Source organism: Petrotoga miotherma DSM 10691, from assembly GCF_002895605.1.
Classification (GTDB): domain Bacteria; phylum Thermotogota; class Thermotogae; order Petrotogales; family Petrotogaceae; genus Petrotoga; species Petrotoga miotherma.
The window spans coordinates 24,775-51,472 of the sequence record NZ_AZRM01000037.1 but is presented as its reverse complement, the minus strand read 5'-3'; the positions used below and the strand labels follow the sequence as shown (position 1 = coordinate 51,472).

The 26,698-nt window shown below is 34.2% G+C and carries 23 protein-coding genes and 1 tRNA gene; 15 read left to right on the top strand and 9 right to left on the bottom strand.

Annotation, left to right across the window (positions count from 1 at the left end):
* The 6 genes from X928_RS07590 to X928_RS07565 form a co-directional block, all read right to left on the bottom strand.
* On the bottom strand, positions 1 to 876 hold an 876-nt coding region (locus X928_RS07590), incomplete at its 3' end, for a hypothetical protein (RefSeq protein WP_146026651.1).
* Positions 873 to 2,189: a Piwi domain-containing protein gene (locus X928_RS07585; RefSeq protein WP_103079194.1), complete on the bottom strand. Its 1,317-nt coding sequence runs from the start codon at positions 2,187 to 2,189 to the stop codon at positions 873 to 875. The genes X928_RS07590 and X928_RS07585, both read right to left, overlap by 4 nt.
* Entirely contained in the window at positions 2,182 to 2,928 is a 747-nt protein-coding gene (locus tag X928_RS07580; protein WP_103079193.1) for a hypothetical protein, read from the bottom strand. The genes X928_RS07585 and X928_RS07580 overlap by 8 nt, the downstream gene beginning before the upstream one ends.
* Entirely contained in the window at positions 2,928 to 3,668 is a 741-nt protein-coding gene (locus X928_RS07575; RefSeq protein WP_211286502.1) for a hypothetical protein, read from the bottom strand. Before X928_RS07575 ends, X928_RS07580 begins: the two co-directional genes overlap by 1 nt.
* A 19-nt stretch (positions 3,669 to 3,687) precedes the next feature.
* Positions 3,688 to 4,251: an HNH endonuclease gene (locus X928_RS07570; RefSeq protein ID WP_103079192.1), complete on the bottom strand. Its 564-nt coding sequence runs from the start codon at positions 4,249 to 4,251 to the stop codon at positions 3,688 to 3,690.
* A gap of 165 nt (positions 4,252 to 4,416) precedes the next feature.
* Complete coding sequence (locus X928_RS07565) at positions 4,417 to 5,463, bottom strand: dipeptidase (RefSeq protein ID WP_103079191.1); 1,047 nt, start codon at positions 5,461 to 5,463, stop codon at positions 4,417 to 4,419.
* Between the two features lie 364 nt (positions 5,464 to 5,827).
* Here X928_RS07565 and X928_RS07560 point away from each other — a divergent pair, with 364 nt between their 5' ends.
* From X928_RS07560 to X928_RS07535, 6 genes are all read left to right on the top strand, one after another.
* Positions 5,828 to 6,898 (top strand): GntR family transcriptional regulator, encoded by a 1,071-nt coding sequence (locus X928_RS07560; RefSeq protein WP_103079190.1) that lies wholly within the window; start codon positions 5,828 to 5,830, stop codon positions 6,896 to 6,898.
* Positions 6,899 to 6,910: 12 nt separating this feature from the next.
* Positions 6,911 to 8,176: an ABC transporter substrate-binding protein gene (locus X928_RS07555; RefSeq protein WP_103079189.1), complete on the top strand. Its 1,266-nt coding sequence runs from the start codon at positions 6,911 to 6,913 to the stop codon at positions 8,174 to 8,176.
* A 93-nt stretch (positions 8,177 to 8,269) separates the two neighbouring features.
* The gene (locus X928_RS07550) at positions 8,270 to 9,139 is read left to right on the top strand and encodes a carbohydrate ABC transporter permease (RefSeq protein WP_103079188.1); all 870 of its coding nucleotides are present in this window, start codon (positions 8,270 to 8,272) and stop codon (positions 9,137 to 9,139) included.
* Positions 9,136 to 9,969, top strand: a complete 834-nt coding sequence (locus tag X928_RS07545) for a carbohydrate ABC transporter permease (RefSeq protein ID WP_103079187.1) — start codon at positions 9,136 to 9,138, stop codon at positions 9,967 to 9,969. The genes X928_RS07550 and X928_RS07545 overlap by 4 nt, the downstream gene beginning before the upstream one ends.
* 14 nt (positions 9,970 to 9,983) lie before the next feature.
* On the top strand, positions 9,984 to 12,653 hold the full coding sequence (locus X928_RS07540) for a glycoside hydrolase family 38 N-terminal domain-containing protein (protein WP_103079186.1): 2,670 nt from the start codon (positions 9,984 to 9,986) through the stop codon (positions 12,651 to 12,653).
* A gap of 34 nt (positions 12,654 to 12,687) precedes the next feature.
* Positions 12,688 to 13,521, top strand: coding sequence for a carbon-nitrogen hydrolase family protein (locus X928_RS07535; protein ID WP_103079185.1), 834 nt, complete (start codon positions 12,688 to 12,690; stop codon positions 13,519 to 13,521).
* 55 nt (positions 13,522 to 13,576) lie between these two features.
* On the opposite strand, the gene fliS is transcribed toward X928_RS07535, so the two are convergent.
* On the bottom strand, positions 13,577 to 14,014 hold the full coding sequence (gene fliS / locus X928_RS07530; protein WP_103079184.1) for a flagellar export chaperone FliS: 438 nt from the start codon (positions 14,012 to 14,014) through the stop codon (positions 13,577 to 13,579).
* Positions 14,015 to 14,019: 5 nt separating this feature from the next.
* Positions 14,020 to 14,634: a hypothetical protein gene (locus X928_RS07525; RefSeq protein WP_103079183.1), complete on the bottom strand. Its 615-nt coding sequence runs from the start codon at positions 14,632 to 14,634 to the stop codon at positions 14,020 to 14,022.
* A 230-nt stretch (positions 14,635 to 14,864) separates the two neighbouring features.
* Between X928_RS07525 and X928_RS07520 the strand changes: the two genes are divergently transcribed.
* From X928_RS07520 to X928_RS07480, 9 genes are all read left to right on the top strand, one after another.
* The gene (locus X928_RS07520) at positions 14,865 to 16,106 is read left to right on the top strand and encodes an aminopeptidase P family protein (RefSeq protein ID WP_103079182.1); all 1,242 of its coding nucleotides are present in this window, start codon (positions 14,865 to 14,867) and stop codon (positions 16,104 to 16,106) included.
* A complete protein-coding gene (gene ruvC, locus X928_RS07515) occupies positions 16,106 to 16,597 on the top strand; it encodes a crossover junction endodeoxyribonuclease RuvC (RefSeq protein WP_012209286.1) in 492 nt (163 codons plus the stop codon). Before X928_RS07520 ends, ruvC begins: the two co-directional genes overlap by 1 nt.
* Positions 16,584 to 20,750: a PolC-type DNA polymerase III gene (locus X928_RS07510; RefSeq protein ID WP_103079181.1), complete on the top strand. Its 4,167-nt coding sequence runs from the start codon at positions 16,584 to 16,586 to the stop codon at positions 20,748 to 20,750. Before ruvC ends, X928_RS07510 begins: the two co-directional genes overlap by 14 nt.
* Before the next feature lie 5 nt (positions 20,751 to 20,755).
* Positions 20,756 to 21,826, top strand: coding sequence for a hypothetical protein (locus tag X928_RS07505; RefSeq protein WP_103079180.1), 1,071 nt, complete (start codon positions 20,756 to 20,758; stop codon positions 21,824 to 21,826).
* A 134-nt stretch (positions 21,827 to 21,960) separates the two neighbouring features.
* The gene (gene epsC / locus X928_RS10350) at positions 21,961 to 22,572 is read left to right on the top strand and encodes a serine O-acetyltransferase EpsC (protein WP_103064494.1); all 612 of its coding nucleotides are present in this window, start codon (positions 21,961 to 21,963) and stop codon (positions 22,570 to 22,572) included.
* An 86-nt stretch (positions 22,573 to 22,658) separates the two neighbouring features.
* Positions 22,659 to 23,549 (top strand): cysteine synthase A, encoded by an 891-nt coding sequence (gene cysK / locus X928_RS07495; protein WP_169926340.1) that lies wholly within the window; start codon positions 22,659 to 22,661, stop codon positions 23,547 to 23,549.
* 79 nt (positions 23,550 to 23,628) lie between these two features.
* The gene (clpX, locus tag X928_RS07490; protein ID WP_012209281.1) at positions 23,629 to 24,858 is read left to right on the top strand and encodes an ATP-dependent Clp protease ATP-binding subunit ClpX; all 1,230 of its coding nucleotides are present in this window, start codon (positions 23,629 to 23,631) and stop codon (positions 24,856 to 24,858) included.
* Positions 24,855 to 25,868 (top strand): tRNA (adenosine(37)-N6)-threonylcarbamoyltransferase complex transferase subunit TsaD, encoded by a 1,014-nt coding sequence (gene tsaD / locus X928_RS07485; RefSeq protein ID WP_103079179.1) that lies wholly within the window; start codon positions 24,855 to 24,857, stop codon positions 25,866 to 25,868. The genes clpX and tsaD overlap by 4 nt, the downstream gene beginning before the upstream one ends.
* 79 nt (positions 25,869 to 25,947) lie before the next feature.
* Positions 25,948 to 26,038 (top strand) — tRNA-Ser (locus tag X928_RS07480).
* 61 nt (positions 26,039 to 26,099) lie between these two features.
* Here X928_RS07480 and X928_RS07475 read toward each other — a convergent pair.
* A complete protein-coding gene (locus X928_RS07475; RefSeq protein WP_103079178.1) occupies positions 26,100 to 26,642 on the bottom strand; it encodes a 2-oxoacid:ferredoxin oxidoreductase subunit gamma family protein in 543 nt (180 codons plus the stop codon).
* Positions 26,643 to 26,698: the final 56 nt, after the last annotated feature.

The following is a 26,698-nucleotide window of genomic DNA, read 5'->3' as shown; positions in this document are numbered from 1 at the left end:
GTTGGATTTCTCAATAAGACTGTTTGTAAAATCCTGTTGGGAAATTATTAGAAACTTATCTTCATTCTTCAAAATCGTTTCATAAATTAAAGATAATTCAAAAGCAGAAACCGACAATGGCTCATTGGCCAAATCATCGTCTATCTCTGTTTCTACAAGTTTTGATGATAATTCTTTAAACAGTTGGGGCATTATTTCTTTTTTTAATTCTCTGTTCCATTTCATGATTTGAGGCTTAAGAGCCTGTTCATAAGAATTAATGTATGGAGCAATAAATATTTCATAAGACCAAAGGGTATATATCCTTTCCGATAGAGTCATTTTCTTAGGTTCATATTGGATAACCTTTTTGGCAAATATTTCCCTTATATTCCTGTTGTTATTTTTGTTCAAGCTAAAAGATGAAGCGTAGATTAAGATGAAATTTTCAAGAGTATGGGAAGCAGCCATTAAGTCAGTTAATTTATTAAAAATTGAATCTCTTATGGAAGATTCAAGATAATCTAAGCCCTGACATAACAAAAACAACATCATCGCATTCTTCAAGGGTGAATATTCAAAATCTGACAACTTGGTACTTAAATAGGCATTTATTTTTTTCTTGACTTTTTGGTTATTACTCCTAAGCAAACGCATAGCAAGTAAACCGCTAATAGCAGTTGAATCGTTTAACCTAGATGTTTCATTCTCTACATCCTTTATTAATGTCTTGGCATCATCCAAAATGATTTTATAAAGTAGATTTTCCTGAGAAAAAATAGATTCTATTAAACCAATATAAAAAACGATTCTTTTATCTTTACTTTCCGACTTTATCTCTTTATGGATTAAGTCTTGCAGAATGTTCTTTAACTTTATTAAATTTGTCTCATTCATAGGAACCACGCCTTTTTCCTTAAGGTAGTTTCTAGCATTATATCATTGAAAACCCCTTCTCGGTCGTGCATACGAAGATTATAAAGTAAATAGGCTAAAATACGAGGATAATAAACGCTTACTGGTATTTTCTTGGCTCTAAAACCCTTCCAATTCATTCTGGTAAGCCAGTAAATTTCTTTAACCATATTATGAATTTCCTCATAGGGTACTGTAAAATCAATAGCAGTGATCCTAAGTGGTTTTACCAATCTCCTTATTGATTTAACGGCGGGTCTGTATCCTTCCACAATTATAAGAAAGTCTTTAGACGTTAAGCTAACTTTTAAGCCCTCATTGGGGAGAAAGAAATTGTTTTTATCATCCATAATCCAAAACAAGGAAGAGGTATTAATGTGAAATAAAGCATACTCAAACTCAGCACCTCTTTCTTTCATAACTTCCAACACTGCTTGTTTCTCTAACTTTCCAGGTCTTTTGCCTGCAATGTGAAAAGATACCTTCTTAACCTGCGTTTCAGGATGCTCTTTTATATAATCATCTATCACTATGCTAATTTGGCTTTTAAGCAATTTCACATAGCCTTCTTCCCCTCTGCTTATGTCTGAAGCCCAATAATCAAAAGTTCCATTTCTCTCAAAAAGAGTAGTAAATGCAAAGTAATTCTGAGTATCTACTCGTGTGCCTCCTACACCTAAAATCAGGTCTGAACCCCCTGGACCAATGTCTAAAGCCCAAGGTTTTCCTCCTGTTTTAGCATAAATTGCCAATGAAACATTTGCTAAATAATATTTCAGACTATCATTTCCAATTAGATTTTCAAATTTTTCTATATCTATCGACTGGGTAGGTTTTCCATGTGCCGCCAGCAAAATCTTTGTTGAGAAATAGGGACTCTCATAAGTAAAATAGGGCTTCCCAGGGTGCATAATGATTGCTGTATCTATTTCATTCCTCTGATTTTGCAAGAAATTTTTTAGTTTGGTTTTATATTCATTTGCTATCACTGCACCCTGCGAAATAGACTTTATAGGTATCTCAAGTCCGTTTATTTTTTGCAAATCTTGGCGAAATAATCTATTAAACCCATTGAAATTTCTATATCCTGAGACTAACTTGTCAAACATATAATCCGATATATCTTTTTTACCCTCTGGATATATGAAAAGAACATTTAATTTTTCTTTTCTACTAAGTTGATGAATATCAAACGGACCGCCTCTACCAAGTCCTCTAAAGGTAAATTTTTCAGTTACACCATTTCCAAACCTTAGCCAAGGTTCGTCTATGATTTCAGCATAAAAACTACTCATATGTACGCTCCTCACTAGATAGTAAAACCACCTTTACATTTTTGTTTAAAACTACTATGCTTTCCCCTGTAGAAAGAAAAAGTTCTTTTTCTACCCCTTCCCTCCAATCCAAACAATTCATTAAAAATTCTTTAATTTCAGACATTCTTTGTTTTAAAGCATCCGAGCGCATTCTTCCCCTTACTTTTTCTCCCCTTAAATCTCCTATTTTAGTCATAATATCTTTTGCTTCTCTATGCCCTAAATATTTGTAGAAATTAGAATACGATGGAGCAGGTAAAGAGGTATTTTTATTTAACTTTTCAATCTTAAATCTTTCTGTAAAGTTATTTCGGGTTAAATAATCCACAATTATGGCAAAATTTATATCCTGCCAATGGATTGTCTGAATTTCAATTCCTTCAAATATTTCTACATGGTCGGTTTTTATACTTGGTTCTTCATGAATAATGGTTAACCTTCTACCCCGTTCCTCTATTTTATATTTCTCTTCGCTACAAGCATCCTTGATAGCTCTTAACACCAAATGCTGAAAAACTAATGAAAATTCCATTGAACTTTTTGTTAATATAACTTTTTCTCCTATCCTTGCCTCACTGTCAAAAATGTAAAGATTACTTGCGATTCTATAGGAAGAATCTTTATATTGCTCGTATGTGTCTTCTGAATAAGGTATCCTTAATATTTGGATTCCATCAGGGTACTTTATTATAGGAAATGCATTAATATAAATGCTCATTACTTTACCTCCACCTTTAAAACCTTATTAGTGTCATTCCCAAAAACATCCACCACCTTAACCATTATCTGGTATTCGCCTACTTCATCATATTTATGTTTTGCCTCATAATCGACTTTAGGATTCTTTTTCATCCTGAAACTCTGCCATTGATTGTGAAAGGTATCGCCTTTGTAATCCCAATCAATTGCCCAGTAATCTATGAGTTCTCTTGAGTCTTTTACTTTACTGGAAATCTCTGCGAGTTCTCCTGTAGGTGGGATTTGGAAATCAGTGATTTTGAGCATGACTTCATTTCCATTCGTTTTAGTGTCAATTTCGAGATATGCAACCTCTGGGAATTTAATATATTTGGCTAATTCCTTCTTTACCACCTGATCTGGAACCTTCAATAACTGCAAATCAAAACCAACAAGCGAGGATTTTATCTCGTTCACAGAAGGTAGTTGAACCAGCCGTAATTCAACTCCATTTTCCTTTGCTCGTGCTTTAGCAAGTTCGTTAACTTCATAACTCCACTCCCAGCCAAGAACATCTGCTTTGTTGAAATCATTGGCTCTACACTCGATAACCACCTTTTCCCCTTCTTCCATCGTAACAGGAGCGTTCAAAGGTCCGATATGAATCGCTCTGTCTTCTTTTCTTCCATGTAAATATTTAAAACCAGTTAAAGGTTGTGCCTGATAAAGTTTGAGCATAAAAGCAATGTTTATATTTTTATTAGCTCGTAAAAGCCACAAATACCATTTTTAGAGAAGTTCAATGAAGTATGAAGTCAATGTCCAGTACAGTTATTTTTCCGTCGCCATCTAGATCACCAAGATTTAGAGTTCCAGCACATTTATGACAATTATAAATTGTCTTTAAGTATTTCTTCTCTAATAGTGGTGGAATTAAGTCGTAGAATTTCTTTTCATTTGGAAATTTTGCCTTGTAGAATTCATAAAGACCTTTCGTGCCTTTTGAATAATTACATTGTTTACACGCCCATACTTGGTTGTGAATGCCTTGGATTTTGTCACATGTTTTACACTTGGGGGTAATTTGCAAAGCCCTTGGAACAATATGTTCTTTTTGAATATCGCTTTTCGCTCCGCAATATATACATTCCTTTGGAAATTCCACGAATTGCCAATCTTCGTGAGTAATTTCTGACCAAGATTTAACACCGTTTTTTAATTCTAAAAATGTCTTTTTTATAAATCCATAATGCTGTTTCTTCGCAATATTTCCATTAGGGATGGAAAAAGCGCTTCTTGCTATAATTTTGGCATATTGATAATATATGAGATCTTGTATTGTTTTTACATCTCTATCTGGCATATTTCAAAACCTCTTTTATCTCTGATAAATCTTTCAATCAAGTTTTTCAGCAACTGCTAGGGTTGTATCAGAGTCACAAAAAATAACATCAATATCTGCAAAGTTTGAAAGCTTTCCCTCTTCTTTATTTTACCAAATTTTTTCAAATTTAATAAGTTAAAATTTCTAATCAATTAGTACCTTTTTATACACCCTTGAAAAATTTTCTCCCAAGATCTTCTTTATATCTTCTTCACCATATCCCCTTTGTAGTAATTTCTCAACGAGTAATACAATATTTGAATGGTTATCTAAAACTTGAAAAGATGGAGATGGATTAAGTTCGTTAACAAACTGGGGGTTAAATTTTTTTAAATGCTCACAGAAATCAAATCCTAAACCAACATACTCAATACCTACTAAATTTACAATGTGGTCTATATGTTTAACTAAATCATCAACATCAGCTTTTTCCGGATCCTTGGCGACGATTTTGTTAAAGGCGTTTATTCCTATTACACCATCGGTATCTGCTATCGCTTTTATCTGTGAATCAGAGAGATTTCTTTCTAGGTTTACTATCTTTCTACAATCAGAATGGGAAGCTATTATAGGTCCTTTAGTAAGCTCAATAACTTGCCAAAATCCTTTGTCGTTCAAATGGCTAACATCTATTATCATACCTAAACTTTGAGCCCTTTTTACTAAATCTATTCCAAAATCAGATAAACCGTTTGAATTTTTCGTTGTGTCTGGCGGTAAAAACTTACTTCCATCACCAGCATAGTTTCTTCTACTCCAAGTCAGTCCAACAAATCTTACACCTAAACGGTAAAAGATATCGAGTAAATCTAAATCGTTGTATAAGGGTTCAACACCTTCAAAAGATAAAAATATTCCGATTTTATTATTTTCTTTTGCTTTAATTATATCTTCGTATGATTTACATAACATTAAATAATCGCTTGATTCTTCTAATTCCTGGTAAAATGAGCTGATTTGGTCTAAAGCCTCTCTTAACGAGATTTCAGGGGTTAAAAAGCTTTCGATAAACAAAGAGGAAACTACGACATTTAATCCTCCTTTGCGAAAATTGTCGAGATGATCGGTTTCTATCACTTTATGAATTCCAAATTTCCTTTGATTTGCTACATCCATAAGTAAATCGAAGTGTGCATCGATTACAAGACTTTCTTCTAGGATTTTGTGAGCTTGTTCTTTGAAATTAGTCAAAATATTTCCTCCTCAATCTTTTTTATTTTTTGGCCTTAGGAACTCTAAAACATTGTATATAGCGCCCCTTCGCCCCGCTGCCCGCCCATAAGGAAAAGAGGTGGTAAGGCTTCGCCCTGCTGCCCGCCCATAAAGAAAACCCCTGATTTTTTTGACTCGCAATCCACCCTGAAGGTTATCAGGTTTTTTAATTATACTATTATTTTAATGATTTTTTCTAATTCTTTAAAAAATGGAGATAAATCCATCTAATCGCAAATAATTACCTCTAAATGGATGTAGTTGCCGTTAATCAGATTTTGTTTATTTAAAATGTATTGGTATAATATGTCTAGACATGTACGTACATAGGGAGTGAAAGAATATGAATAACAAACCAAAATACGAAAAAATAAAGGAGTTTTTGATAGCAAATATAGAAAACGGAACGTACCAACCTGATGAACAGATACCATCAGAAAAGGCCATAGCCAAAGAATTTAAAGTAAGTAGAGAAACCGTTAGAAAAGCACTCGATAAATTAGTTTTTGAAGGTTACCTTTATCGGATTCAGGGCTTGGGGACGTTTGTCTCCCCTATAAAAGGGTCATCTTCAAGTCCGATGCAAGAAAAAAACAAGATCGGTGTTGTTCTTCCGATTTCACATGAATATTTGTCTTTTGAGATATTAGCTGGGATAGAGAAGGCTTATCACAACACAGAATACGAACCTTTCGTTCAGTTCATAGATTCTAATTCCGCTATAACGAAATTAAAAATGAAATATATTCTCTCTTCTAACCCTAAAGGATATATAATCCTTCCCACAAAAGAATTAGTAGAAGATGAAATTTTCAAAAGGTTATTAAAAAAAGAGGTTCCTATGGTTTTTGTAGATAAAACCGTTAACAATATTAGAAAACCACTTGTTCAGTCTGATAATTACTTAGGTGCATATAACTTAACAAAAGAGCTTATTCAAAATTCAACAGTAAAATCTACCATGTTTTTCTCTGAAGAAGATTTTTCTATTAGTTCTGTGAAAGAAAGATATAACGGAATGTCCGATGCTTGTAAAGAGCATAATATTCCCGTTTATAGCGAAATAGTTGGGAAGAATGAGATGGACAGGGCTATAGACAAATGTTTGAAGTACCATGTGGATACTATATTTTGTTGTAACGATATCGTGGCCGTAAGTACTTTAACAGCCTTGCAAGTAAGAGGCCTTTCAGTACCTGAAAAAGTGAAATTATATGGATTTGATGATAGACCAATAGCGCAAAGTATATTCCCAAATCTTACTACTGTAAGGCAACCTTTACGAAATATGGGTGAGGTTGCGGCAAAATACTTAGTTTCAATCATCCAAGGTGAAAATAATAGCGAGGATTTCAAAATTACTTTGCCTGTTGAACTTGTATGGCGAGATTCAACCGGGCAAAAAATCAAGTGAGGAGGGATCAAGATGAGCAAGAAGGTTTTAGTAAGTTTTGTGTTGTTTGTTATGATTTTTTCAAGCATGGCTTTAGCGGTGGAAAAGGTTGTTTTAACTGGCACATTCGCCGCTCCAGCAGATAGGTGGAACGAGTTGATACCAGCGGCTTTAGAAGAGTTAAACAAAAGACATCCAGAGATGGACATCACGATGGAGTACGAAGTGCTCCCCTATGATGATACAAGGTCTAAACTTATCACTTTAACGGCTGGAAAAACTCCAAGAGACTTAGTTTCAATCGATCAAATATGGTTAGGAGAGTTTGCACAATCAGGTTTCCTAAAAGATATTACGGAAGAAGTTAACTCTTGGGGAAGAATTGGTGAATTTTATCCTGCAAATGTGGAAGGCTCAAAATTTGATGACAAGTTTTACAGTATCTGGTCTTGGACAGACGTACGGGTAACATGGTATTGGAAAGATTTGTTAGAAGAAGCAGGCGTAGATCCTGAAATGCTGAAAACTTGGGATGGATACATAGAGGCCTACAAGAAATTAGCTCCTGTTACTATGAAAAAGGGTATATTACCGATGCATTTGGTTGGTGCTGGTCATTCGCCTGATATGTGGTTCCCATATCTATGGATGAATGGTGGAGAAATTCTCGAACAAAAAGATGGGGAGTATTACCCAGCTTTTTATAGCGAGGCAGGGATAAAGGCACTAGCTTTCTTGAGAGATCAGGTAGAGGCAGGTATAAGGCCACAAGTTCAGCATCAATGGGGCCAAGAATTTGCTGATAAGAGATTTGCCGTAATGATCGAAGGAAGTTGGTTGCTAGGGAACTTTCCTGAAGGATTTGACTTCAATCAAATTGGTATGATTCCTGGATTTCCAGTTCCTGAAGAGGGTATGAAAAGTTCCACAATGATGGGGGGTTGGCTGTTGGCTATTCCTTCAACATCCGAACATCCCGAGTTAGCTTGGGAATTGATGACTATCATGCTTGATCCAGAAGTTTTGACCCCTGTTTTGGCTAAATACGTTTACTTGCCCACTCAAAAAACCATAGCCGAACAAGATCCTTACAAATCTACTCTTGAAAGTGAGATACCCTTCTTCGAAGATCTTATGAAGGCGGTAGAGATAGGAAAAGGAAGACCAAATATTCCTGAATATCCACAAATAGCCGAGGCACTGCGAATAGCGATAGAAGAAGTCTATTACGGCGTAAAAACTCCGGAAGATGCCTTGAGAAACGCCTCAAAGAAGGTTGAAGAAATTTTGATTTTCTAAGGAAATTCTTTGAAAAGTAAAAATTTAACAGAGCAGTCCTCCTTGGTTAAAGGAGGCTGCTTTTAGTAAAGAATAGACGGAGGTGGTGAACCAATGCAAAAGAAAAAGTGGATGCCTTTTTTATTGTTACTACCTGCTTTGGCCATAATGTTCTTTTTAATGATTTTTCCTGTATTTTGGAATCTAACCATATCGATGCATGATGTAAAAACTACTAATATAAATGACGTTTGGCCTTTTGTTGGTTTCCAAAACTGGGTAAAAATTTTTCAAGATGAATATTTCCTACAATCTTTGAAAGTTACACTCTTTTTTGTTTTAGGATCGGTATTTTTTCAAATTTTTATAGGTTTTTTAATAGCGAGGATTTTAATTGAAAGAGTTTGGGGGACTAAATTTTTTAGGGTTCTTTTTATACTTCCATGGCTTTTGTCAGCCACTATCGTTGGATTTTCCTGGCAGTGGATGTACAACGATTATTTTGGATTGATAAACGGTATGCTTATGAGGTTAGGAATGCAGCCTGTAAATTGGATATCAGATCCAAATATGGCCTTGATATCCTTATTGATAGCTAATATATGGTTTGGTACACCGTTTTCTATACTTTTTCAAGAATCCTCGTTGTTGACAATCGATAGAAGTTTGTATGAGGCCGCTAAAATTGATGGTGCTAACCCACTTCAAAGTTTTTTCAATATAACGTTGCCTTTGTTGGCGCCTTTTTTGGGGATAAATTTAATCCTTACTTCTATGTGGAGTGTAAACCTTTTTGATCTTCAATTGGTATTGACAGGAGGAGGGCCTTTAATGTCTACTACAACAGCCTCTTTGTATATGTATAAACAAGGTTTTGAACAAGGTAATCTGTCTATTGGTGCGGCAATAGGAATAGTTCTACTTATTATAAATTTGACGGTTTCTTTCCTTTATCTACGAGCATTGAGGGGTGAGGAGGCATGACCAAAAAGAATAAAACAATTAGAGCTATACTATTTATCATTCTTGTTCTATTCGCTATTTACACGGTAATGCCTATATTTTGGGTGTTTGTTACTTCGTTGAAAACAGCGGAGGAAGCAAGATCATTCCCTCCTACTTTAATTCCTAAAGAAGTGACCTTTCAAAATTATCAATTGCTTCTTCAAGATGAACAAATGATGAGAAGTTTTCTGAATAGTATTATAGTAGCTGTTCCAGCAACCCTACTATGTGTTATAATTTCTGCGTTAGCTGCCTTTGCCTTTTCAAGGTACAAGTTCAGAGGGAAAAAGCAACTTTTAGCCGGAGTGATGGGAATTTTTATGATACCTATTACGATGAACACAATCCCATTATATTTGATATTTCAGAGGATGGGTTTATTAGATACATATGCGGGAGTAATCCTGGCTTATCAGGTTTTAATAATACCCTTGAATATTTTTATTCTCAAAAACCATTTTGATACCATTCCCGTTTCTTTAGAAGAGGCAGCAGCTCTGGATGGTGCCACAACCATGCAAAGATTTACGAAGGTAATAATGCCCTTATCTTGGCCAGGTTTAAGTATATCTTTTATATTTACCTTCAGATTTGCATGGAATGAATTCGTTTTACCTATGATTTTAATAAGTTCTCCCAGTAAGACTGTTTTCCAAGTTGCAATGTACAGATTCTTGGGACTTTACAGTATAGATTGGGGTTTACTTAGTGCCGCCATTGTAATTGGTATGATCCCAATTTTGATAATTATAATATTTTTTCAGAGACAACTCTTACAAGGGATACAGGCTGGTTCAATTAAAGGATAATTGGAGGCGAAGAGATGTACCATATCATTTCACACACACATTGGGATAGAGAATGGTTCGCTCCTGCGGATATAACAAAAAAAATGTTACCTAGTTTATTTCAAAAACTCTTCGAGTTAATTGATAATAATCCTGAATACAAGTTTGTTTTAGACGGACAAATGTTGTTAGTGAAAGATTATTTAAGTAATTTTCAAGGAGAAGAAAGAAAAAAAGCAGAGGACGAATTGAAAAAATACTCTAAAAATATAGCCTTTGGCCCATACTATGGACAAATTGATTGGAGAGTCTCTGAAGAAAGCTCAATCAGAAATATTATATTGGGTAGACAAGAGGCTAAAAAATATGGAAATGTGATGAATGTAGGTTGGTTATTGGATAATTTTGGCTTTTCGTCTCAAGTTGCACAAATTAATTCTAAATGTGAAATAGAAGGTTGTTTCCTCTGGAGAGGTTTAAAAATGAAATTTCCAAAAATCGGGTTTACTTGGAGCAGTTCCGATGGTAGCAAAATTCATGGAATATTTTTAATCGATAGTTATAGGAATATCATGAGGTTGAAAGATTATCCAGAAGTTATGGAAAAAAGATTGGAGTTGGAAATTAACAAGCTAAAAACATATTCGAAAACTAATTATCTTCCTTTACTAAACGGATACGACTTGGATCCTGTTCCAGAAGATCCCACTGATGGAGAATTAAAAACGGTTTTTCCAGATGAGTTTATACAAGGATATTTTAAACAAGAAGACCCTTCTTTAATAGAAAAATACGTTGGTGAGCTAATTGATGGAAGCGTTGTTTCGACATTTCCAGGAAGTTTATCAACAAGGCAGTATTTAAAAATTATGAATTGGCATTCTGAATATATGCTCTCTAAGGTATTAGAACCATTAATTGCTATCGCAGACAATTCTGAAGACGATAAAGAGATACAAAAGGCTTGGGAATATTTAATAATGAACCTAGTCCACGACAGCATAGGAGGAGTAGGAGTAGATCAGATTCATGAAGATATGGAAGAAAGATACTATAAAATCAAAGAGATTTTTGAATCAACTTTAAATAATGTTTTGGATAAGGTAGGCCAGATTTTACCTTTAGGTTATACTTGTCTAAACTTGAATCCTCAGGAAATACCCGTATTATTTGAAAATAAAGAAACCCTTTATAGATTTTCTGCACCGTCAGGAAGTATATCAAAAGTAAATTTAAAAAAGTATAAAGTAAGTTATTTAGAAAAACCAATAAATAGTTTTCATTGGGAGAATGAACATTTCAAAGCATTCGTTGAAAACGGGAAGCTTAGAATTAAAAAGGAAAATAACGATTATTTAATCAGACCTGTTTTGGTAGAAGATAAGGGTGATGAATACTCTTCTGCATTTGATAAAGAGTTGAACTTAACTTTCTCAGGAATGAGATTGAAAGCACAGTCAGATAATTATTCCAAAATAGCTCTTGATTTTACCAGCAACGAAGTTAACTTCACCCTTTATTTGACATTTTCAGAATTGCCCTATATCAACATCGAAATTGAATCTTTGGGAAAAGGATCAGATTATGGATTACTTTTATCTTTAATTGGAGATGGAGATATAAATGCGGGTGTACCTTTTGATTCTGTAAAAAGACCATATGAAGTAAAATATGAGGAACCAGAAGAAGAAATGAAAAAGTTTTTAGTTGCTGCAAGAGAAATCTCTTTTAATAACGTGTTTCCTATGAAGGACTACGTTGGCTTAGAAAAAGATGACTATTTTGCAACCTTTATGGCCAAAGGAATTTATAGTTATACCACACATTCTACGAAATCCCTAGAAAAAGCTGTTTCTTTAATTTTATTAAGATCTGTAAGTTGGCTTTCTCTCGAAAATGTAAAAGGAAGAACAGGAGATGCTGGCCCCGTAATGTACACTCCTGGAGCTGAAGTAAAAAGAAAAATGAAAATCGAAACTGCTTTTTGTCTATCACCTAAAGATGATTTTTTGAAATACAAAAATTCCTTTATCAATCCTCCTTTATTGTTTTATAAACATAATAATAATTCAGATTTAGAAAACCAGGCCGGGGTGGTTCATAAATTCTATTCTTCAGTGGATGAAAATATAGAATTTGTGAATATAAAACCTTCAATAGACAAAGAGGGGATAACCCTACGGTTTTTTAATCCTACTCACAAGAAAAAAGGGATAAAATTACCTCAGAAAGCCGTAAAAACAGATTTGTTAGAGCAAGAATTAGAAGAATTCGATGGAACAATTAAGCCAAAAGAGATATTAACTTTAAAAATACCCATGCTATCTTTTAATATTTGTTCTGATGATCAAGGCTCAAAAGTTAACATCGTATATCCTAAATTTACGTGGGATATCTCTGAAGATCTTTCAAAACCGGATATAGATATAATAAATAATATGGAAAGAGAAGCCAAAGATCTTAAAGAACATATAAAAGATTTAGAAAAGAAAATGAAAGAAAGCCAAGGTATTAACAGCTATGTATTGCTTTTTGAAAAGTATAAATTAATGAGGAAGGCGCTAGAATTAGAGTTATCCTCGTTATATAACAGATCTAAGATTGAACGTGTGGATCCTTCAAAAATAGAACATATAATTGTAGAGTTGAACGATGTCAGAATAAAGCGGAGAGGTATAGAATTTTTATTGGCTACTCTTAGGTAGTTTGAATCTTTGCAATTTTTTAAAGGGGGAAATCATGATGAGAAAATTATTTGGTTTAGTGCAATTAAACTCAAAATTAAACGACAAAGAAACCAACCTTAAAAAGCTAGATTCTTTGATTTCAAAAGAAGTAAAAAAAGCGGATTCATACATCCTACCAGAGTTTTTTAATATAGGATACGATCTTGAAAGTATTAACAATTACGCCGAAGATTTTGCCGAAATTATACCAGAAGGTGAAACTACCCAAGAAGTTATAAGGATTGCAAAGAAATACAACGTTTCTATTGTTGCAAACATTTTAGAAAAAGACCCAATAATAATTGGGAAGTATTACGATACCTCGATTTTAATAGATGATTCAGGTAAATTACTTGGTAAATATAGAAAAATATTTGTTTTTCCAAAAGAAAAGTTTAGACTTTCCGAAGGAACGTCTATAGAGATAATAGATTGGAAAGGTATAAAAATCGGTTTATCAATTTGTTATGATCATGCTTTTCCAGAATTATATAGGGTAATGGCTCTTAGAGGGGCACAAATACTAATAATTACCTCTGCTGTTCCAAAAGGTTTTGAAAAATTAGTAGAGGTAAGAACATCCGCCCGGGCACAAGATAATCAACTGTTTGCAATCGGGGTAAACGCCGTTGGTAAATCCTCTGAAGATTCGATTCCTTTTTGTGGAAATTCCATAGCTGTAGATCCACATGGAGATACCCTGATTAAATTGGGAGACGAAGAAGACGTAATTGCACAGGTAAGTATAGATACCGATAAAATTCTTGAAGAAAGGCTTTTGGAGCCATCACTTCACGAAATAAAGATGTTGAAGATCTACGATGGGATAGATTTCAAAATTGATTAAACAAAAACCCTCCAACAGGCGTATGTGATTTTGGAGGGTTTTTGAATTTTTTAATTTAATATTGAAGATCAAATTTAGGATCGACAGATTTGGCGTTTAACTCGCGGGAAGTTTTGGCTTCTTTTTTCAACAACTCTTTCCAGGTATCTAAAAGCTCTTGTAGTAAAGATCTTACTTCTTTTAAGATTTCAATATCCTTTTTGGTATTTGATTCTAACAATCTTTGATACATGTAATTATAAAGTGCTCTGAGATTTTTAGCTACCTCTCCACCTTTTTCAAGATTTAACGAAACGTTAAGTTCTGTGACTATGTCTTCAACTCTTATGATCTGTTTATTGGCCTCGGAAAAATTTTTACTTTCAATGGCTTTTATTGCTTTATTTATTCTTTCTATCGAATTTTGATACAAAAGTTCGACTAATTTTGCGGGACTAGCTGTTTTTATACCATTTTCAAAATAATAGTTAGCGTTTTGATTATTATTGTACATTCAAATTACACCCCTTTTTTTTCAAGAGTTTTTTGAGCATTTTTTAAAATCGTTTCAAAGGTTGACAAAACTCCATCGAAATCGAATTCAATGATGTCTGAAAGCTCCAAATAATCTTGATTCCCTTGAGATCTAATTATGTGTTGGACGACATTTTGTACCTCGTTTAAATCTCCTGGGTTGTAAAAATCTTCCTCACTGAAAGCTCGTGTCTGTTCTATGACGTCTAATAGTGCTTGCAAACCTTCTGCAATACTGTTAAGCATTGTATGCCCTTCATTTGTATTCAACAAGACTTCTTTTGAAACCCTTTCTAAATTTTCCCTAACCTTACTAATGTATTCGAGTGATTGAGAGATAAGATCGAACAAAACTTCTTTTTTTGATGTGAATTCCAACTCTACCTCTTCTCCACCTTCAAAAAAAGAATCTTTTATTTCATCGTAATAATTTAAAGGGATTTCTTTTTCATTGATCTTTATTTTAGTTAAAACGCCTTGTGTTTTGCTAATATAATCTTGCACCATTTCTTCAAAAGTATTGTACTTATCTGCTGGAATATCTAAATTATCAGTTTTAACACCACTTATTCGCAACTTTATATTCTCATCATCAAACATTGTATTCACTCCTTTTTTCTGACTTCTAAAATATAATCGTCTAAAAAAGTTATTTCTTTAGAGTGAAAGTCCTACATTTTAATGTTATAATAAAAAGAGTAGATGTAAAACATATCTTTTTTTGTAGACATTTTAGAAATAAAATAAGGGTGGGGAACGGGGCGAAGGGTCGCTAAAGTTGTTTTAGAGTTTCAAAAGACATATATTTTTTGGGATTAGGAGGGGTCAGTATGGCTGATGTAAAAAGTAGAAGAGAAAAAATAATGAACGGTTTGGAAGAAGGTTCGATGTTGATTCTTTACTCAGGAAAAAGTCCAGTAAAAAGCGCAGACGAAACCTATAGCTTTACCCCTGATCGAAACTTCTACTATTTTACGGATTTAGATATAGAAAACGCTTATTTAGTAATTCACAAAACCGAATCAAAAACAGTTGAAAAACTATTCATAGAAAGAAACGATCCAAAGTTAGCTAGGTGGGTTGGTGAAAAACCAAGCAAAGAACATTGTTCTAAGTTTAGTAAAATTCAAGAAGAAGATATATCTTTTTTGGATGAATTAAATGGATATATTGGAGACACCTTATCAAGGTTTAACATTAAGAGTCTATATTTGTATTTAAAATCTCCTCATTGGGAAAATTTGACAAAAGAAAAGCTAATTGCTCAAGAAATACAAAGATTATTTCCATATGTCAGTGTAAAAGATGTTTCAGCAAAAATCGCAGAATTGAGAACTGTTAAAGATGAAGAAGAAATCAATAATATTAAGAAAGCTATTGAAATTACAAGAGAAGGGATTTTGAACATAATAAAAAATTCAAAACCTGGAATGTACGAGTACGAGCTGGAGGCATATTTTGATTTTTCTTTAAGAAAAAATGGGGTAAAAGATTTTGCTTTTAAACCAATAGTAGCTTCAGGACCAAACTCTACGATTTTACATTACTCTGCCAATGAACGAAAAACAGAAGAGGGCGATTTAGTATTGTTGGACTTGGGGGCACAATATAATTATTATAGTGGGGATATATCAAGAACTTTTCCCATAACTAGACAGTTTTCCCCAAGACAAGCAGAAATTTACCAAATTGTTTTAAATACCCAGAAAGAAGTTCAGTCACAAGTAAAACCAGGTTTGACCCTTTTTGAATTGAATGAAATTGCTAAGAAATCGTTAGCAGAAAGTTGTAAAAAAATAGGATTGATTAAAACCGATGAAGAACTTTCAAAATATTACTTTCATTCTGTGAGTCACTTTTTAGGTTTGGATACCCATGACGTAGGAGATAAGAATATTCCTTTAAAACCAGGAATGGTTATTACCAATGAACCAGGCCTTTATATAGAAGAAGAGGGTATCGGCGTTCGCATAGAAGATGATCTTCTAATAACTGAGAATGGATGCGAAAACTTGTCCAGAGAAATCCCCAAAGAAATAGAAGAAATTGAATGTATTTGGAGTGTGCTTTAATGGTAATTTTGGGAATAGATCCAGGCTACGGAAGGATAGGATACGGCGTCCTTGAAAAAAAAGGTAACATGTTCAACTTAATTGATTATGGTGTAATATACACCAGCAAAGAAGACGAACTTCCCAAAAGGTTACTGAACATAGACGAACAGCTTAGAAACTTAATAGAAACCTATAAGCCTGATGAGTCTGCTGTAGAAAAATTGTACTTCTTTAAAAACGTTGCAACCGCCATACAGGTAGGAGAGGCTAGAGGTGTTATACTACTTTGTTTAGAAAAAGAAAATATACCAATTTATGAATACACACCTTTTCAGATAAAACAGGCTGTTACAGGATATGGAAGGGCTGAAAAAGGACAGATTCAAAGGACTTTAAAATTATTATTGAAGTTGGAAAAGACACCTACTCCAGATGATGCAGCAGACGCATTAGCCACGGCTTTTTGTCATGGAAATTTTAGGAGGAGCTTCAAAAATGCAGGATATTAAAAATTTCTTGATGGAAAATGTAGGTTTTGTTCCTTTTGAACTAAGTGGAGAAATCATTGTAAAAGACGAAGAGGCAGAAATCAATTTACAGGATATAGGTAAAGATATCGATGAAGCTTCATTGAAGCTTTTCTTTAGTAGACTTCTCAAGAGAGAAGTCAAAATCTCTTTTACAAATGATGAAGGACCTGAATTTATCGTAAGAAATTGGCAACAGTTGATAATGAATCATCGTTTAAAAGATTATCTAAGACTTTTAAAGCCAGAATATAACCAAAAAAACAAAATAGTATTTAAAACGTACTCACCGATAGTAATAAACAGGCTAACAAAAGAAAAAGAGGAATTGGATAATATTTTATTTAAATATCTCGGTGACAGAATCCCTTATCAAATCATGATAGATGAAAGTTTAAAACCCACTTTTATCGATGATAGTTATCACAGGCCTGATACCGAGGATAGTAACTTGATGTCTAATTCAGATATTTCCAAAAAATTAGATGATACAGAAAGAGTCGTAATTATGGGAAGGGATTTTAAAAAGGTACCACAACCGTTATCGTTACTTCCTTCAAATGAAGGAAGTAACGTGGTAGTTAACGGGAAAATATTTTACAAAGAGTACAATGAAAAAGGTCCTATATCTACTCTTTATATCACTGATAAAAAAAGTTCCGCGGTTGTAAAAACATTTTCTGAAACGGCTAATAATTTAAACAATGAATTAGATGAGGGAGATAACGTATTAATTGAAGGAAGCATTTTTTATGATTCTTTTAGTCATGAATTTGCAATTAGACCTACAAATATAGTTAAGTTAAAAGAAGAAACTCTCGAAAGGAAAGATAACTACCCCACAAAAAGGGTGGAGCTTCATTTGCATTCAAAACTAAGTGCTATGGAAGGTTTACTCGATGTGGGCGAAATAGTGAAGACGATAAAAAATTGGGGCCATAAGGCGGTAGCTATAACTGATTCTGGTGTTGTTCAAAGTATTCCAGAATTTTATGAAAAAGCGGTCGCAGTAGGTATTAAACCAATTTTTGGGATTCAAGCATATGTCGTTGATGAATTTGTAAATATTATAAGTTTGCTGACAAAAGATAAAAAAATAAGTGAAACTGAGTTTGTTGTTTTTGACTTGGAAACCACTGGATTAGAACCTGCCATGAACGAAATTATTGAGATTGGTGCCGTGAAAATAAAGAATATGAAAATCGTGTCTAAGTTTCATCGTTTGGTGAAGCCAAGAAAACCTGTCTCAAACTTTACAAGTAATTTCACAGGTATAACGAATCAGATGCTGGAAGTTGAAAAACCGATAGAGGAAGTCCTACCTCAATTTTTGAGTTTCATAGAAGGTGCGGTTTTAGTTGCACATAACGCAATTTTTGATTACCGTTTTATACGGGAATGGGTTAGAAGAGTTTATAATGAACACTTTGAGCAAACTTATATAGATACCGTAGCCCTTTCAAAATCCTTGTTAACTTTGAAAAGCTATGGCTTGGCTAAGGTAGTTGAGGAGCTAAAACTCGGTAGTTTTGAACACCATAGGGCTCATGAAGACGCTAATATAACCGCTTTGGTGTTTTTAAAACTTATAGAAATGGCAAAATCCCAGAATGTGGAAATGTTGTCTGATCTTGAAAAATTAAAAAAATTCATAGATTTTAAGAGAATCCAACCGAACGATACGACTATTTTAGTCAAAAACAAAACCGGTCTTAAAAACCTTTATAAACTTGTTTCAAATGCCCATGTAAAATATTTTTACAGAGTACCCAGGATTTTAAAAAGTGAACTATCCCGAATGAGAGAAGGTTTGTTGATAGGTAGTAGTGGAACCGAAGATGGAGAAATCTTTCAGACCTATCTCAGAGGTGGATCTCATGATGAAATTATCGAAATCGCCAAATTTTACGATTATCTGGAATTAACCCCATTGGACGCTTTATCAGATAAAACTATTTCAGAAGAACAATTAAAAAAGATCTATCAAGATATATATAATCTTGGTAACGAATTGAACATGCCAGTTGTAATGGTCTCAAACGCTCATTACTTAGATAAAGAAGATCAAATCTTTTACAACGCATTAAAAGTAGGGGAAAAGAGAAAGACTTCTTCTGCACACAGATATTTGCGTACAACTGATGAGATGATAGAAGAAGCTCAAAGAATTTTTGGGGATAAAGAAATAGCCGAGAAAATTGTCATAACCAATACTAATGAGATTGCAGATCAAATAGAAATAATAAAGCCTCTTAGTAACAAACTTCATCCTCCAAAAATAGAGAACGCAGAAGTAGAGATAGAAGAACTTGCGAAGAAAAAAGCGTATGAAATATATGGGAATCCTTTACCAGAAATTGTTGAAAGCCGATTGAATAGAGAACTAGAATCCATCGTAAAACATGGTTATGCGGTACTTTATCTAATAGCCCAAAAAATCGTACAAAAATCTTTAGAAGATGGGTACTTGGTTGGTTCCAGGGGTTCCGTTGGTTCTTCTTTGGTGGCTACTATGTTGGGAATAACTGAGATAAATCCTCTACCTCCTCATTATATATGTCCAAGTTGTAAAAATGTGGAGTTTTTTGATAAAGAGGAAATAGGTTCAGGGTATGATCTTGTCGATAAAAGATGTGAAAAATGTGGAGCAAAAATGAAAAAAGATGGCCAAGATATCCCATTTGAAACATTCATGGGATTTGAAGGTGACAAAATACCCGATATAGATTTGAATTTTTCTGGAGATTACCAAAACATGGCACATAAATACATAGAAAAAATGTTCGGAGAAGATCATGTTTTTCGAGCGGGTACTATATCAACAATTGCAGATAGAACTGCCTTTGGCTTCGCTAAAAAATATTGCGAAGAGCAGGGGATAGTAAAAAATAGTGAAATAATGAGAATAGTCAAGGCGATAACAGGGGTAAAACGAACGACAGGACAACATCCCGGTGGCTTAATGATAGTTCCAAAAGAAGAGGAAGTTTACGATTACACACCGATTCAGTTCCCCGCCAATGATAATAAATCAAATGTTCAAACTACTCATTTTGATTACCACGTAATACATAACGATCTTGTAAAATTAGATGCACTCGGGCACGATGACCCTACATTCATTAAAATGATGTCTGATTTAACTGGGGTAGACCCCATGACTATTCCCATGGACGACAAGAAAACCTTGAGTTTATTCTCTTCTACAAAAGCATTGAAAATAGACTTAAAAAATGAATTGGGTACAACCGTTGGAACGTTAGGGGTCCCGGAGTTTGGTACTACTTTTGTCAGAATGATGTTGGAAGACACAAGGCCAAAGAGTTTTTCTGAATTGGTAAGAATATCTGGCTTATCACATGGCACCGATGTATGGGCTGGAATAGCTAAAAACTGGATCGACAGGAAGATTGCAACTTTAGACGAGGTAATTTCTTGTAGAGATGATATAATGAATTATTTATTATCCAAAGGCGCTCCACCCAAAAGTGCTTTTTCGATAATGGAAAAGGTGAGAAAAGGCAAAGGTATCAACGAAGAAGACATTGAACTAATGAAAGAATTAAAAGTGCCTGAATGGTTTATCATCTCTTGTCAAAAAATTAAATATCTCTTTCCAAAAGCTCATGCGGCTGCTTACGTTAGTATGGCCTTTAGAATCGCATGGTTTAAAGTTCATTATCCATTAGCTTTTTATTCTACGTATTTTACCGTCAAAGGTGATGAATTCAACTTAAAAGTCATTTTCTCCGGTAGAGATGCCATCAAAAAAAGGATATTTGAACTGCGTAATATGGATTTGGATGTTCGCAAAAAAAATGAGATGGTCGTATTAGAGTTGGCATTGGAAATGATGCTCAGAGGTTATAATTTTAAAATGGTTGATTTGAACAAGTCTGATTCAAAAAAGTTTTTGATAGATGGAAATTCTCTTGTTGTGCCTTTTATCAAGGTCCCTAATCTAGGGGAAAAAGCTGCAGAAAATATTATTAAATCAAGAGAGAGCGGGTTTAAATCCATAGAAGATTTTGCTGCAAAGAGTGGGTGTAACAGAACGAACGTGGAGACTTTAAGGAAATTAGGGGTATTGAAAGACTTGCCAGAAACAAATCAAATGTCACTATTTAAAGGATGAAATAAATGGAAGGTTGGTTGACTTATGGTGAATTAAAAAATATTACAAAACTTCTTGACGCATTCTGTGGTTCCGTTGAACCTTCCTTCAGAAATGCTTACTTTTATTATGACAGGGCTCTCAAAATTTATGCGACAGATGGATGTGCGAAGATATATCTAAATATTACCAAAGAATTCCTTCCGTTTGATGGGGTTGCCTCAGTTCCAATTCAATACTTAAAGGGAATTATAAGGGATACGAAGTTAAAAGATGATTCTCTGGTTAAATTAACTGTAGAAGATAAGCTCATATCCTTTGAAATTCAAGGGATCACATTGAATAGTAAAATCGAAAAGATGGATACCAAACAAATCGAGGTTAGTAGAGAATTTACTTTATTAAGCAAGAAAGAAATAGGATCTTTTCTTAATAAACTTGATTTTGTTTCTGCTTCTGCCAACGAAGGAGATGTCATTGACTTTTTTACGTTCAATGATAACTTAATTTTTGGTTATATGAGTAATTATTATAAATTGAACAGCATCTACGGAAATGTCCGGGAAGAGTTTCATAGAGAAATTCCGTTTATTTCCGCCCGGCATATAGTTAAATCTTTAAACCTTTTGAAAAAAAGTTCTATCCTTGAGTTTGGTATAGACAAAAAAGATATTGTATTAAGAATGCCAGGAATATTCATTAAAATATGTTCGTCCATGCCTTCTTACAATAAAAATTTGTTGGTAACCCAAAAGAGCTTTGTCGAAGAAAAAGAGATCAACACAAGGGAATTAAAAAAGGTTTTATCAAAACTATATGTAACATTTTCTGAAAGTAATATTGCCTACTTACTCTTAAATAAAGGAAACAGCTACATTTACAAAGAAAACAACAATTCAAAAATATCTTTTAAATTGCCCTATTCTTTTGAAAATCAATATTTAATAACGATACATATTAGAAAAATTCGCTCAATTTTATCGAGAATGTCAGAAAATATAATATTTTACTTATCCCCTAAAGAATTAGTTTTGGTAGAAAAGAAAAACGAAAAAAGAGCCAGTTTTTTAGTTCAAGAGTTCAGAAAGTTAACTTAACTAAATTATCTCCCCGAGATAAAGCGTTAACAGTAATTTAGAAAAACATCGTTCTCTTGAAAAGAAATTAAGATATAATTTTGTTGTAATAGCGACAATTTTAGTTATATTTAATTTAGTCGGGGAGGAAATGTATGAAAAGTATTTTAAGTTTCTTTCGGGATTTTGGAAGAATTTTCAAGTCTTTATCAAAAGATTTAGATATGTACGTCGAGAAAGATCCGGTTGCAAAAAACAAGTGGAAGGTATTTTTCACTTCCATCCCTTTTCATGGGTTGATGGCTTACCGTTTTGCTAATTTCTTTTATAGGCACAAGATTTATCCTGTTGCTTACATTATATATGTGTTGAGTAAGATAGTACATTCTATGGATATACATCCCGCAGCCTATATTGAACCTGGAGTAGTCATTGACCACGGTTTTGGCGTTGTTATTGGAGAAACTGCGAGCGTTGGTAGCGGGACATTGATCTACCATGGGGTAACTCTGGGAGCTAAAACTGTTACCACCGGAAAAAGACACCCAATAGTTGGTAAAAATGTTATGATCGGTGCTGGAGCTAAAGTTCTTGGACATATATACATAGGAGATGAATCGGTCATTGGCGCTAACTCTGTCGTTTTAATGGATGTGCCGCCTAAATCATTGGCAGTTGGGGTACCGGCAAAAATTAAAAAAATCAATTGTCCCTCTTCTAATTACTATGACTTAAACAATACGATAAACTCGGATTTTGTAATTTAAATGATTCTATTTAAAAACTTTTAACAGTGAAAGATTTTTTGTTGAATCTAATCTGAAATAAAATTAAACATATGGAAGGTGATCTTTTGATTTACACGTCGATAGGGAACACTCCAATTATTACATTATCAAAGATTATTCAACCTGGAAGGGTTTTTGTTAAATTAGAAAAAAATAATCCCGCAGGTAGTGTAAAAGATAGGCCTGCATTTTTTATGATACGAGATGGTGAAATTAAGAACAAACTTAATGAAAGCCAAAATATAATTGTAGAACCAACGAGTGGAAACACCGGCATAGCTTTGGCAGCAATTGGTAGAAGCAGAGGTTATCGAGTCATATTAACTATGCCTGAAAGTATGAGTGAAGAAAGAAAGAAAATTTTAAAGTTTTTTGGTGCCGAGTTGATACTTACTCCCGCCGATCAAGGAATGAAAGGAGCAATTAACAAAGCTTTAGAGATTGTGAACGAAACAAAAGGGTATATGCCCAATCAGTTCTCAAATCCTGCCAATCCATATTCACATGAAGTAACTACCGGACCTGAAATTATCAAACAGATGGACTATTCTTTGGAAGCTTTTGTTGCAGGAGTAGGAACCGGTGGTACAATAACTGGGGTAGCGAGGGCGTTAAAAAAAGCATTTTCAGAATGTGTTAGAATAGTGGCAGTAGAACCAACCAGTTCACCTGTTATATCTGGAGGTAACCCTGGTAAACATAAGATTCAAGGTATAGGAGCGGGATTCATTCCAGATAATTTGGATCAGAATCTAATCGATGAAGTAATCCAGATAAATGACGAAGAAGCTATTGAAATGACTAAACAACTTGCAAAAGACGAAGGATTGTTTGTAGGGATATCTTCTGGTGCAAATATCCTGGCAGCAGTCAAATTAGCCGATAGAATGGAAAAAGGCAGAAGAATTGTTACCATTGCCCCCGATAGTGGGGATAAATATATGAGTCTATTGTGAATTTATGTTAACATATACATGGTATAATTAGTCTCGATCTTAAACAGAGTAAAGAAACACAGAACAGGAGGAATTATTGATGTCAGAAAAGTATTGCTCTTTTTGTGGGAAACCAGCAAGCCAAGCAGGGGCTTTAATTGCCGGTCCTAACGGTATTTATATTTGTGACGAGTGTATTAATCTTTTTCAAGAGTTAGTTGAAGAGAATAAAACAAAAAACGGGGAAAAGACTGAAACAAAAGTTAAACCTCTTCCAACTCCACGACAGATAAAATCAGAACTTGATAAATATGTAATTGGTCAAGAAACAGCTAAGAAAATAATTTCTGTTGCTGTTTACAATCATTATAAGAGAATATATTCTTCAAAGAATATCAATGATGTTGAGTTAGATAAATCTAACGTTTTATTGATCGGTCCCACAGGTACTGGAAAGACTTTGATCGCTCAAACTTTGGCTCGGATATTAGATGTTCCCTTTGCCATTGCAGATGCTACCACTTTAACTGAAGCTGGGTACGTTGGAGAAGATGTTGAAAACGTTATACTGAGGCTTTTGCAAGCTTGTGATTATGATGTAAAAAAAGCTGAAAAAGGGATAATTTATATCGATGAAATTGATAAAATATCAAGGAAATCGCCAAACCCATCAATCACCAGGGACGTTTCTGGTGAAGGAGTGCAACAGGCATTACTTAAAATTGTTGAAGGGACTTTAGCAAACGTTCCCCCTCAAGGAGGAAGAAAACATCCTTACCAAGAATTTATCCAAATAGATACCTCAAAGATTCTTTTTATTGCAGGAGGGGCGTTTGACGGTTTGACAGACATAATAAAACACAGGGTAAAGGATTCTTCTTTAGGATTTGGAGCCGACATAAAAAGTAACAACAAACAGAGAGATGGTGAGGTCTTAAAAAATATTGTCCAAGATGATCTTATTAAGTATGGGTTAATTCCAGAATTTGTTGGTAGGTTCCCTGTCGTTGCAACCCTCAACGATTTGGATGAAGAAGACCTCATTAAGATCGCCATGGAGCCAAAGAATGCTTTATTCAAACAATATCAAAAGATGTTGGAAATAGAAGGTATAAAGCTAGAAATTACTGCTGAAGCTATGAAAGAGATATGTTCGCAAGCCTTGAAACGAGGCACGGGTGCAAGGGCTTTAAAAACAATATTTGAAGAGATAATGCTCGATGTAATGTATGAAGCTCCGGAGATAAAAAATAAAATTAATAAAATTGTTATAGATGAAGAGGTTGTAACTAAGAAAAAACCAGCCGTGAAAAGGAAAGAAAGCGCTTGAACATATTAGAAAGTGAAAAAGATCCAATCATTTTTGGAATAGAAACATCTTGTGATGAAACGGCTGTGGCGATATTAAAAGGTAAAGATCAACTGCTTTCTAATTTAGTTAATTCACAGATCGATGTTCATAAGGTATTTGGAGGAGTTGTACCAGAAGTTGCCGCTCGAAAACATGTCGAAGTTTTGTACAAACTAAGTTTGAAAGCCTTCGAAGAGGCACAAATTACCCCAAACGACATAGATGCAGTTAGTGTATCTTTCGGCCCTGGATTAATCGGGGCTTTACTTATCGGGGTGAGTTTTGCTAAGGGGATGTCTTTGTCCTTGGGGAAACCGTTAATTGGTGTAAATCATTTAATGGGGCATATATACGCTAACTTTCTCGATTTCCCAAATCTGAAACCTCCTTTTGTCACATTATTAGTTTCCGGTGGACATACAGCAATTTTGCTAGTTAAAGATTATTTGGACTTTGAAATAATAGGGGAAACACGTGATGATGCGGCGGGAGAAGCTTTTGATAAAGTCGCTAGGATTTTGGATTTGGGTTATCCAGGAGGACCAGTTATAGATGAAATTTCAAAAAAGGCTCAAAAATTGTACGATTTTCCTAGACCATTGTACAACAAAGGATACGATTTTTCTTTTTCTGGCTTAAAAACATCTGTTTTGTATTTTGTAAGAGATTATCCGGAGGCAAAAAAAGAAGATATAGCTGCTTCATTTCAAGAAGCAATAATAGACACCCTTGTTTATAAAGTTACTAAATTTGCAATTAAAGAAAATATAAAAGATATTGTAATAGCAGGAGGAGTTGCCGCAAACTCCCTGTTGAGAGAAAAATTAAATGCTTTTAAAGACAAATTGAATATCTATTATCCAAGACAATCGTTATGTACTGATAATGCAGCGATGATATGCCGTGCTGGGTACGAAAAGTATATAAGAAACATGTTTGATACGTTAGATTTGGATGTTGTTCCTAATTTGGGATTATCTAAAATATAACAACAATTAGTTCTGTGGATGGTTGACGGTAAGGGATTATTATGATATAATAAATTTCGGAAAAGTTAATAACTATTATGGAGAGATGGCCGAGTGGTCGAAGGCGCACGCCTGGAGAGCGTGTGACGGTTAAAAGCTGTCCGTGGGTTCAAATCCCACTCTCTCCGCCATCAAAAATAATAAATGCTGGAAATTTTCCAGCATTTATTATTTTATTATAATATTATTTTATTATTTAACAGTTTCTTTCATACCCGCTTTTATAGCCTTTAGGTTTATTTCTAACAAGTTTCTCTTTTTCCCTGTCAACTTTTCTTTCAAAGCTTCTTCTACGGCTTCAAAGGTGACTGCTTGAGTTACTTTTAAGTAAGCTCCAAGCATAACCATATTTAAAACTTTTAAATTACCTAGTTCGTCCGCTATTTCATTAGCAGGTACTTTAACTAAATGTATGTCTTTTCTTTCTGGTTTTCTATCGATTACAGAAGAGTTGATCAACAATAGCCCATTCTCTTTTAATACTTTTTCGAATTTTATCATAGAAGGAATATTGAACGCAGCAACTTCATTTGGTTCATCTAACACCGGTGACGCAATGTATTCATCAGAAATTATTACCGTACAGTTTGCAGTTCCACCTCGCATTTCAGGTCCATAAGATGGAAGCCATGTGGTATATTTTCCATCAATCATAGCCGCTAAAGAAATTATTTGACCGAAAAGCATTACACCTTGTCCACCAAAACCGGCGGCTATTAATCCATGGTATGACATAAAAACACCTCCATTTATTTATTCCCTTTGATATTTGTAAGAACAAGGGAATATAA